This window comes from Reyranella sp. (assembly GCF_050185545.1).
GTDB lineage: Bacteria > Pseudomonadota > Alphaproteobacteria > Reyranellales > Reyranellaceae > Reyranella.
In genome coordinates this window covers 1-9,814 of record NZ_JBFWZI010000227.1, presented here as the reverse complement: position 1 = coordinate 9,814, position 9,814 = coordinate 1, and the positions used below count along the sequence as shown (strand labels likewise).

At 70.3% G+C, this 9,814-nt stretch carries 10 protein-coding genes; 7 read left to right on the top strand and 3 right to left on the bottom strand.

All coding sequences use genetic code 11. From position 1 onward, the window contains the following. Positions 1–849, top strand: an 849-nt coding sequence (locus tag AB7O82_RS33770) for an LLM class flavin-dependent oxidoreductase (protein ID WP_428621360.1), incomplete at its 5' end; no start/stop codon positions are given. Between the two features lie 98 nt (positions 850–947). Here AB7O82_RS33770 and AB7O82_RS33765 read toward each other — a convergent pair. The 3 genes from AB7O82_RS33765 to AB7O82_RS33755 all read right to left on the bottom strand — a co-directional run bounded on the left by AB7O82_RS33765 (position 948) and on the right by AB7O82_RS33755 (position 3,685). Further along, complete coding sequence (locus tag AB7O82_RS33765; protein ID WP_428621359.1) at positions 948–1,130, bottom strand: type II toxin-antitoxin system HicA family toxin; 183 nt, start codon at positions 1,128–1,130, stop codon at positions 948–950. A gap of 132 nt (positions 1,131–1,262) precedes the next feature. Next, positions 1,263–2,702 carry an FAD-binding protein gene (locus tag AB7O82_RS33760; RefSeq protein ID WP_428549057.1) on the bottom strand — a complete coding sequence of 480 codons (1,440 nt, stop codon included), beginning with the start codon at positions 2,700–2,702 and terminating at the stop codon, positions 1,263–1,265. A gap of 95 nt (positions 2,703–2,797) precedes the next feature. After that, positions 2,798–3,685 (bottom strand): LysR family transcriptional regulator, encoded by an 888-nt coding sequence (locus AB7O82_RS33755; RefSeq protein WP_428549059.1) that lies wholly within the window; start codon positions 3,683–3,685, stop codon positions 2,798–2,800. Positions 3,686–3,828: 143 nt separating this feature from the next. Between AB7O82_RS33755 and AB7O82_RS33750 the strand changes: the two genes are divergently transcribed. The 6 genes from AB7O82_RS33750 to AB7O82_RS33725 are packed head-to-tail and all read left to right on the top strand — an operon-like array spanning position 3,829 to position 9,765. Further along, positions 3,829–4,638: an NUDIX hydrolase gene (locus AB7O82_RS33750; protein ID WP_428549062.1), complete on the top strand. Its 810-nt coding sequence runs from the start codon at positions 3,829–3,831 to the stop codon at positions 4,636–4,638. 4 nt (positions 4,639–4,642) lie between these two features. Continuing rightward, positions 4,643–6,016, top strand: coding sequence for an ActS/PrrB/RegB family redox-sensitive histidine kinase (locus AB7O82_RS33745; RefSeq protein ID WP_428549065.1), 1,374 nt, complete (start codon positions 4,643–4,645; stop codon positions 6,014–6,016). Between the two features lie 22 nt (positions 6,017–6,038). Beyond that, positions 6,039–6,629 carry an ActR/PrrA/RegA family redox response regulator transcription factor gene (locus AB7O82_RS33740; protein WP_428549067.1) on the top strand — a complete coding sequence of 197 codons (591 nt, stop codon included), beginning with the start codon at positions 6,039–6,041 and terminating at the stop codon, positions 6,627–6,629. A gap of 39 nt (positions 6,630–6,668) precedes the next feature. Beyond that, positions 6,669–7,556 carry a branched-chain amino acid ABC transporter permease gene (locus AB7O82_RS33735; RefSeq protein ID WP_428621362.1) on the top strand — a complete coding sequence of 296 codons (888 nt, stop codon included), beginning with the start codon at positions 6,669–6,671 and terminating at the stop codon, positions 7,554–7,556. 1 nt (position 7,557) lies between these two features. After that, positions 7,558–9,087: an ABC transporter permease subunit gene (locus AB7O82_RS33730; RefSeq protein WP_428549069.1), complete on the top strand. Its 1,530-nt coding sequence runs from the start codon at positions 7,558–7,560 to the stop codon at positions 9,085–9,087. A 24-nt stretch (positions 9,088–9,111) separates the two neighbouring features. Further along, positions 9,112–9,765: an ABC transporter ATP-binding protein gene (locus AB7O82_RS33725; protein ID WP_428621357.1), complete on the top strand. Its 654-nt coding sequence runs from the start codon at positions 9,112–9,114 to the stop codon at positions 9,763–9,765. Positions 9,766–9,814 lie beyond the last annotated feature (49 nt).

The following is a 9,814-nucleotide window of genomic DNA, read 5'->3' as shown; positions in this document are numbered from 1 at the left end:
TGGACGTCGTCGGCGGCGCTGGCGGCGCTCACCTCGCGGATCGAGATCATCACCGCGATCAAGCCGATGCTCTATCACCCGGTCGTGCTGGCGAAGATGGCGCTGCAGATCGAGCACATCGCGCGCGGCCGCTTCGCCATCAACCTGGTGAATGCCTGGAACCGGGCGGAGATCGAGAAGGCCGGCATCCCCTTCCTCGAGCATGACGAGCGCTACGCCTACGGCCGCGAATGGCTCTCTGTGGTCGAGCCGCTGATGCGCGGCGAGCGGGTGACCTGGAAGGGCAAATACTTCGACGTCAGCGACTACATCCTGCGGCCGCACCGCACCTTCCGCCCGCGGCCGCGCATCTATGTCGGCGGCGAGTCGGAGCCGGCGCGCCAGCTTGTGGCCGACCTGGGCGACGTGTGGTTCATCAACGGCCAGCCGTTCGGCGACGTCGCCCGCCTGATCGCCGACGTCGCGCGCAGGCCGCGGCCCGGCGCCCCGCTGCGCTTCGGCCTCTCCGCCTTCGTGATCGCCCGCCCGACCGAGGCGGAAGCGCAGGAGGAATTCCAGCGCCTGCTCGCGCTGGCGGCGCTCGACGCCGACGCGCGCGTGATCCAGGAGCGCAACACCGACGCCAAGGTCGTCATGAAGCAGACCATGGCGAAGTTCGAGAAGGTCGGCACCAACGGCGGCACCGCCGCCGGCCTGGTCGGCGACTACGACACCGTCGCCAAGCGCATCCGCCAGTTCCACCAGGCCGGCATCGAGACCTTGCTGCTGCAGTTCCAGCCCTTCGAGCGCGAGATGCGCCGCTTCGCCGCCGAGATCATGCCGCGGCTGAAGGTGCGGGTGGCGGCGTAGCAAGGCATTGACCAGGATCGAACTTCGATGTCAGCGGTTCTCAATCGAATAGACGCTTGAGCAGTTCGTCTCGGTCGGTCCGCAAGTGAGCCGCAACGTCACCCAGCATCGCGGCGAGCGTCCCGAGCTTCGGCGGATCGTGAGCCGGGATGGTGATGTGATGCGGCTCCGATCCGCCGCGTCAGTCTCATATGGCTCCCAGTCTGACGGACTATGTCGTAGCCAAGTCGTCCGAGCGCCTTCACAAGATCGGATCCGGACAGGTCACGAGGCAACTTCATGCAGCGATGACTTCATCCCTCACGAAATGCAGCCTGATCAGTTTGGGAGCCGTGCCGGGGTCAAAATTGCATTGCACGGCGTCCCGAACGCGCTCATGCAGCTCGGTCGCGGTGTCGGCCTGTGTGAACCACTCAGGCGCTGCCGAACGGCTCGTAGCCCGGCGTCAGGATGTTGGCCGGATCGTAGCGTCCGACGGCCTCGCGCAAGGACTGCCAGCGCGCCCCGAGATGCCGCTTCCAGTCGTCGGGGGAGAAGGGCAGGGCGCTCACGGGATAGAGGACGCCGCCGGCGTCGCGGATGCGCTCGTAGAGCTCGCGGTTCTGCCCCACCGCGTGCTCGGCCTCCCCTCGATCGCCCGATGCCGGAATGCGGATCAGGTTGAAGGGAAATACAACGGCTTCGTCGGGCAGGCGAAGCAGCGGCGTGCGCACGGCGCGCGACGACATCGGATAGTAGGTGACCCGGCCGAACGGGCCGAGGTCGGTGGGGGTCAGACCGGCGACAACATCGCGGGCGATGCGCTCGGCGTTGCTTGCGCGCAGGAAGGTCAGCAGCCAGGGATGCGGATTGAACCATTGGCCGTTCGACCGCAGCGCCTGTTCGAGCTTGGCGAAGGCCGACATGTCGTCGCGATAGGTCGCGTCGGTGACGATTGCCGCGCTGCGTCGATCGGACAGGCCATCGAGCGCCTGGTGCTCGAGGGCAGCGTCATCGCCGTCGTAGAAGACGGCGCCGTCGAGCTGGTAGCGCCAGCCGCCGGCAGGATTGGGCAGGATGGCGCCTTGCAGTTGATGGAACCGACCGTCGGCGAGCGTACGCTGTTGATCGGCGGTGAGGGTCGCGAGGTCGGGATAGAAAAGCTGATAGCGGCGGACCCGTTCGGGGGCGCGCACCAGGCCGAGGGTCGCCCGCACGACGATGCCGCACTGGCCGAGCCCGGCGCGAACGGCGTCGAACAGGTCGGCGTTCACGGAAGCCGAGCACGTCAGGGCATCGCCGCTGCCGGTGACGATTTCGAGCTCGCGGACGGTGTCGGTCTGGAAGCCGAAGCGCGACGTCGTCCCGCCGATTCCGCCGATCGCCAGCGTTCCGCCCACCGACAGCCCGAGATAATTGGTGAGGACAGGCGGCGTCAGGCCATGTGGCAGGGTCGCCGCGAGGACAGCATCCCAGGTCGCGCCCGCTTCGACCGCGACCCGATCGGCCTGGACCGGTCCGATTGCGGCGAGCGCGCTCATGTCGACGACGATACCGTTCTCGGTCATCGCCCGGCCATAGGTCGAATGGCCCTGGCCACGCGCTGCTACCGCAACGCCGTGGCGCGTCGCCCAGCGCAGCAAGGCGGCAAGGTCGTCGCGCGAGGCTGGCCGGTAGACGGCCCTCGGCGTCCTGGAAACGATGCCGCCGAAATCGCTCGCCGCCGCGCTGCGGCTGGACTGGTCGCAGCGCCACTCGCCAGCGACATCGGGTCGATCGCATGACGCGGCCGGTGTCGCGCTGCCTGTCTTCGAGACGAATTCCGCGGTCGCACCGAGGCCCGCGCACAGCAAGGTACGTCTGTTTGGGGTCATGTCGTTCTCCATGCCGCGGAGTTGGATCGACCCCGCTCGCGCTTCAATCGGCGCGGCGCGGGATAGACACTCTCGCGGACCGGGAGAATCGATTGTCAGAGCCGCTCGTGTTTGAGCCGTTCCGCCAGCAGGTCGGCGAACAGCCGTGTCTTGGCGGGCGGCATGCCGCTCGGCGGGAACACGGCCTGGATGGGAAAGCGTGGCGTCTCGAAATTCTCCAGGACGATCTCCAATGCGCCGGTGTCGACGAGATCGCGAACCTGCCAGAACGGCCCATAGCCGAGCCCAAGCCCCTCGCACACGGCGGACCGGGCCGCGGCGGTGTTGTCCGTTCGAAGTCGGCCGGCCACGCGAACGGTTCGGGCCTTGCGTCCGATCTGGAAACGCCAGACGTCGGTTTGAGAGTCGGCGGCGCGTCGCAGGATGCCCTGATGGGTAGCGAGGTCATCTGGATGGCGCGGCCGACCGTGGCGCGCGAAATAGGCCGGCGCGCCATAGACCACCGTGCGCAGCTGTCCCAGCCGCCGCGTCTTCAGCGACGAATCCGGCAGATCGCGGATCCGCACCGCGAGGTCGACGCCGTCGCCCAGCAGGTCGACCGACCGGTCGGAGACCTTGAGGTCGATCTCGATCTCGGGGTAACGCTGCATGAACTGGGCGACAGCGGGCACTACATAGGCCGACGCGAACTGGACGGGGGCGGCGATGCGGAGCAGGCCGGACGGCTCGGCGCGCCGTCGCGCCACGTCGCGGTGCGCCTCGCTGATCTCGATGAAGGCGGGTTTCACGCGACGATAGAATTCCTGGCCGGCCTCGGTCGCCGCCGATCGGCGCGTGGTGCGGCGCACCAGCTCGACGCCGACGCGACGCTCGAGCGCCAGCAGCGAACGGTTGACCGACTGCAGCGAGCGCCCGAGGCGACGCGCCGCCGCCGTCTGGCTGCCCGCCTCGATGACCGCGAGAAAGGTCTCGATATCTTCCATCGAGCCGCTCCGAAATTCGACCGCGCGTCTATGGGATATGGGGGCTGCGGGTTCGTCTTTCAGTCTTCCGGACCGCGGGCGTCTCGCCCGCCATGCGAAGAGCGGGCGAGACGCCCGCGGTCCGGAAGACTATCGTTGCGATCATGAGCAAGCGAACGATTCCCGCCGGCGCCATCGTGCGCGGCACCGACAAAGGCTACGACCATTCAGTCCCGAAGCTCGGCAGCGAGCGGCCCATCACCGAGCGGCCAGTCGACCCGACCCACGAGGACAAGAAATACCCATACCTGCGGCCGCGCGATGCGGCGACCCTGATCCTGGTGCGCCAGCGCGGCAGGATTCCCGAAGTGCTGCTCGGGTGTCGCGACGCCAAGCACGCCTTCATGCCCAATCGCTACGTGTTCCCCGGCGGGCGGGTCGATCCGGACGACGCGCGCGTGCCGGTGGCGACGCCGCTCGACCGCTTCGTCGACGAACGACTGCGCAAGGCGGCGACGGCGCAACGGGCGCGCGCGCTGGCCGTTGCCGCGGTGCGCGAGACCTTCGAGGAGACCGGGCTCATGCTGGGCAAGCCCCTGAAGAACGGACCACCTGACGAGGATTTCGGCGAGCATTGGCGCGGCTTCCTCGACAAGGGGTTTGCGCCGGCGCTCGACTGCCTCGACCTGATCGCGCGCGCCGTGACGCCGCCCGGCCGGCCGCGCCGCTTCAACGCCCGCTTCTTCATGGCACGCGCCGAGGATGCCACGGGCGAGATCCGCCATTCGAGCGAGCTCGGCGACATCCGTTGGGTCAGGCTCGACGAGGCGCGCGAGCTGCCGCTGCCGACCATCACTGGCTTCATCCTGGGCGAGGTCGGCCGCCTGGCGAAGGAGCCGCCGGACCGTCGGAGACAGCGCAAGATCCCGCTCTTCACCACCGTTCATCGCAAGCACCTGATGCTCGAGGAGTAGCGCCATGGCCAGGGTCGGTGTTCGCGCTGGAGCTCGTGTCGGGACGGCTTCGCCAACCTCGACCGGGGCAGCCCCCGGCCCGTTGTCGTCGGCCGCCGCGGGGTCCAGCCTGCCGACACGCGGTGGCGTGCGGCTGCGCGCGCTGGTGCTCATCCGCTGGGCTGCCGTCGCCGGCCAGTTCTTCACCGTCTCGGTCGTGCACTGGGGGCTGGGCTTCGCGCTGCCGCTGCTGGCGGTGTTCGGTGCGATCGCGCTGTCGGCGCTGCTCAACCTCACGGTCAGCATCGGCCGGCCGGCCTCGGCGCGCGTCGACGACCGCGAGGCAGCCGTGTTCCTGGCCTTCGACGTGCTGCAACTCGCCGTGCTGCTCTATCTGACCGGCGGGCTGACCAATCCCTTCGTGCTGTTGCTGCTGGCGCCGGTCGCCATCGGCGCCACCATCCTGTCGCTCGCCAGCAACATCGGGCTGTCGCTGCTCACCATCCTGTGCATCGGCCTGCTCGGCCTGTTCCATCAGCCGCTGCCATGGCACGGCCCGCCACCCGAGCTGCCCGACATCTATCGCGCCGGCGTGTGGGCCGGCCTCACGCTGACGACGCTGCTGACCACGCTCTATGGCTGGCGGCTGGCCGAGGAGGGCCGGCAGATGGCCGATGCCCTGGCGGCGACGCAGGCGGCGCTGTCGCGCGAGCAGCGGCTGTCGGCGCTGGGCGCGCTCGCCGCCGCGGCCGCGCACGAGCTCGGCACCCCGCTCTCGACTATCGCCGTGGTAACCAAGGAGATGCTGCGCGAGGTCGAGGCTGACGATCCGTTGCGCGAGGATGTCGAGCTGCTGTCGTCCGAATCGGAGCGCTGCCGCACCATCCTGGCCCGGCTGTCGGTCGATCCGGCCGGCGACGTGTCGGACGCCTATACCCTGGTGCCGCTGCCGGCCCTGATCGAGGCGGCGGCGCAGCCCTACGGCCGGGAGGGCATCACCATCGCCTTCGAAGCCGGCCCGACGGGCGAGGGCGCCCCGACCACGGCGCCGATCCAGGTGCGCAGCCCCGAGCTCATGCAGGGTATCGGCAATATCGTCCAGAATGCCGTTTCGTTCGCGCGCAGCGAGATCACGATCGCGACGCGCTGGACCACGGAATGGTCGGAGGTCGAGGTGTCGGACGACGGTCCGGGCTTCTCCGAGGCCCTGCTGGACGAATTGGGAACACCTTTCATTTCGACCCGCCAGGGCGAGGAGGGACACATGGGGTTGGGTGTCTTCATCGCCAAAACGCTATTGGAGCGTACCGGCGCGACCGTGACCTTCGGGAATCGCCGGCTCGGCACGGGCGCTGCAGTATCGGTGCGCTGGCCAAACCCCGTCTTCAAGGCTACATAGCGACGATGTCGAAGGAGTCGCCATGAGCCAGGACACAGGCACGGGCCGACCCGTGTCGCCCGCAATCGACGGTGCGACGGCGAACAAGGACCGCACATTGCTGATCGTCGATGACGATGCGGCCTTTCGCAACCGGACCGCCCGGGCCTTCGAGCAACGCGGCTTCATCGTCTCGGCCGTCGGTTCGATCGCCGAGGCGCTGGCGCAGACCGCGCGGCCGCCCGCCTTTGCCGTGATCGATCTGCGGCTGGGCGACGGCAACGGGCTGGAGCTGGTGGGGCCGTTGCGCCAGGCGCGGCCCGATATCCGCATCGTCGTGCTGACCGGCTACGGCAACATCGCCACCGCCGTTGCCGCGGTGAAGGAAGGCGCCATCGATTACCTCGCCAAGCCGGCCGACGCCGACGCCATCGAGCAGGCGCTGACGTCGCTCGGCCGCAAGCTGCCGCCGCCGCCCAGCAACCCGATGTCGGCCGATCGCGTACGCTGGGAGCACATCCAGCGCGTGTTCGAGCAGTGCGATCGCAACGTCTCGGAGACCGCGCGCCGTCTCAACATGCATCGGCGCACCTTGCAGCGCATCCTGGGCAAGCACGCGCCGCGCGAACACTGACGTCGCGACCATCGATGCCGCGAGCATGATGCCACAACCATCGATGCAGGGGCGCTGATCACCGTCCAGCTTCTGGTCAACGCGCTGGCGCTGGGCATGGCCTACGCGCTGGTGGCGCTGGGCTTCGTGCTGGCACTCAATGCTGCCGGTGCGGTGAACTTCGCGCATGGCGATCTCGTCGTGCTGGGCGGCGCCGTCGCGGTGGCGATCGGTGCCTGGACCAGCCTGCCGGGCGTGGTGCTGTTGCCCCTGGTGGCGGCGGCGCTCGCGCTCGCCGGAATCGTTGCCGCCCGCGTGGCGATCACGCCGCTGGCGGCGCGCCCCCCCGAAGCGACCTTCGTCGCCACCATCGCGCTCGCCGCCATCATCGAGCAGGGCCTGACCGTGGAGATGGGAACGGCGCCGCGCACGGCGCCCGCGCTCGCCGGCAGCGGCTCGTTCGCGATGGCAGGCCTCGCGCTCGGCCGCCAGCCGATCGCCATCATCGTGCTGGGCGGCGCGCTGGTGCTGGCGACCTGGTTCCTGCTCGAGCGCACGCAGACCGGCCGGCGCATGCGCGCGGTGTCGGCCGATCGTCACATGGCGCGCGCCGTCGGCATTCCGGTCGGCCGCTACGTCCTGCTGTCGCTCGCCCTGGCCGGCGCGCTCGCCGGCATTGCCGGCCTGCTGCTGGGACACCAGTTCCTGGTCGCCCCGACCCAGGGCGCCGGCTACATGCTCAAGGCCTACATCGCGGTGGCGCTGGGCGGCTGGGGCAGCGTGCCGGGCGCGCTGCTGGGCGCGCTCGGCATCGGCGTGTTCGAGACCTTCGTGTCGGCGGCGTTCGGCGACGCCTGGGCTTCGGCCGCGCTCTACATCAGCGTCCTGGTCGTGCTGGCGGTGCGGCCGCAGGGCCTGTTCGGCGAGCCGGTCGGCCGCCGTGCCTGACATGCGGTCCCCCGGACTCTTCTGGCTGGTCGTTCTCATTCTGCCGCCGATCGTGGCCCTGACCCTGCTGCCGCCGTTCGGCCAGCGCATGGTCACCCTGATCGGCGTCTATGCCCTGATGGGGCTGGGCTACCAGTTGATCTTCGGCTATCTCGGCGCGCTCAACCTGGCGCAGGGCGCGCTGTTCGGTGTCGGCGCCTATGCGACGGCCCTGCTGGCGCCCGCGCTGGGTGGTCTGGCGCTGCCGGTGGCCCTGGTCGCCGCCGCCTGCCTCGCCGCCATCGTCGGCGGGCCGCTGCTGCGCCTGCAGTCGCATTACTTCGCGCTGGCGACACTGGCGCTGGCCTCGATCGTCAACCTCGTGGCGGTGCATGCCGAGACCCTTACCGGCGGCGCCAACGGCCTCGCCGGCTTCACGCGCGGGCTGCCGCGCGGGCCAGTGCTGCTCGCCGTGGTGTGGGCCTGCCTGATCGTCCTGGTGCTGGCCACTGCCGCGCTCGTGCGCGGCCGTGTGGGCGAGCAGGCGCGGCTGTTGCGCCAGGCGCCCCTGCTCGCAGCGACGCTCGGCATCGATGGCGGACGCTGGCGCTTCGCGGCTTTTGTCGTCGCCGGCGCCTTGGCCGGCCTGGCCGGCGGCTTCTCGGCAGCGCTGAGCGGTGTCGTCTCGCCGGAAGCGACTGGCTTTTCGATCATGGTGCTTTGCCTCACGTCGGTGGTGCTGGGCGGCACGCGGCATCCGATGGGCGCGGTGCTGGGCGCGGCGCTGGCCGTCGGGCTGCCGGAGCTGCTGCGCGATTTCCAGGGCGCCTGGCTGCTCGCCTACGCCGTGGCGACGCTCGCGGTCGTGCTGTGGGCACCCGACGGGCTGGCCGGCCTCGCCGATCGCCTGCGCGGCGCAAGGGCGGCCGAGGCACCAACGCCAGCGTGGCCGGCTTTGCTGACATCGGATGCTGGCCCGCGGCAGTTGCGCGTCGAGCAGGTGGTCAAGCGCTTCGGCGGCGTCGAGGCGCTGGCCGGCGTCTCCTTCACCTTGGCGCGCGGCGAGATCGTCGGGCTGATCGGGCCCAACGGATCGGGCAAGACCACTCTCCTGAACGTGATCTCGGGACTCGAGCGGGCGGACGACGGGACGATCGCGCTCGACCAGCGGCCGATCACGCCTCTGCCGGCGCACGCCATTGCCTGGGCGGGCGTGGGCCGCACCTTCCAGGCGCGCCTGCTCGAGGGCGAGACGCGCCGCGCCGAGCTGGCGCGGGCCTTGTCGGTCAGGCCTGCGTTCCTGCTGCTCGACGAGCCGGCGGCCGGCGCGACCGACCGCGAACGGGCCGACCTGGTCGAGACCCTGCGCGGCCTGCGCGACGCCGGGTTGGGGCTGCTGGTCGTCGATCATGACATCGAGCTGCTGTCGCGCCTCAGCGATCGCCTGGTCTGCCTCGATCGTGGCCGGCTGCTCGCCGTCGGCCGGCCGGCCGAGGTGCGTGCCGACCCGCGCGTGCGCGCGAGTTTCCTCGGTCTCGACGAGGCGGCATGAGGGCGGTGCCATGAGTGCGGTGCCATGAGTGCGGTGCTCGAGATCGGCGAGCTCGCGGTCGAGCCGGGCGAGATCGTCGCCGTGCTGGGCGGCAACGGCGCCGGCAAGACCAACCTGCTCGAGACCATCCTCGGCTTCCGGCCGGGACAGGTGCGCCTGTTCGGACGCGAGGTGGCGACGCTCGCCGTCGAGCAGCGCGTGCTGATGGGCGTGGGCTACGTGCCCGAACGGCGGCGCGTGTTCGCGGGTCTCACCGTGCGGGAGAACCTCGAGGCCTCGTCGTCGCTGCCGGCCGCGGAGCGCCGGCAACGGGCGGCCGAGATGATGGCGCTCTTTCCCATGCTCGGCGAACGGCCGCATGCACGGGCGTGGCTGCTGTCGGGCGGCCAGCAACAGATGCTGGCGCTGGCGCGCGCGCTGATGAACCGGCCGCGCCTGCTGCTGCTGGACGAGCCGACGCTCGGGCTGGCGCCGGTGGTCGTCGGCGATCTTCTGCAGCGCCTGTCGGCCATGGCGGCGGACGGCCTCGCCATCGTGCTGGCCGAGCAGCGCGCCAGCCAGGCCTTGCGCGTGGCGCACCGCGGCGTCGTGCTGAGCCGCGGCCGGATCGTGCGGCGCGGCACGGCGGCCGAACTCGCGGCCGACCCGACCTTGGCCGACCTGATGGCGGGTGGGTGACTCGTGCGGACCGCGGGCGTCCCGCCCGCCCATGATTCTGAGCGGGCGG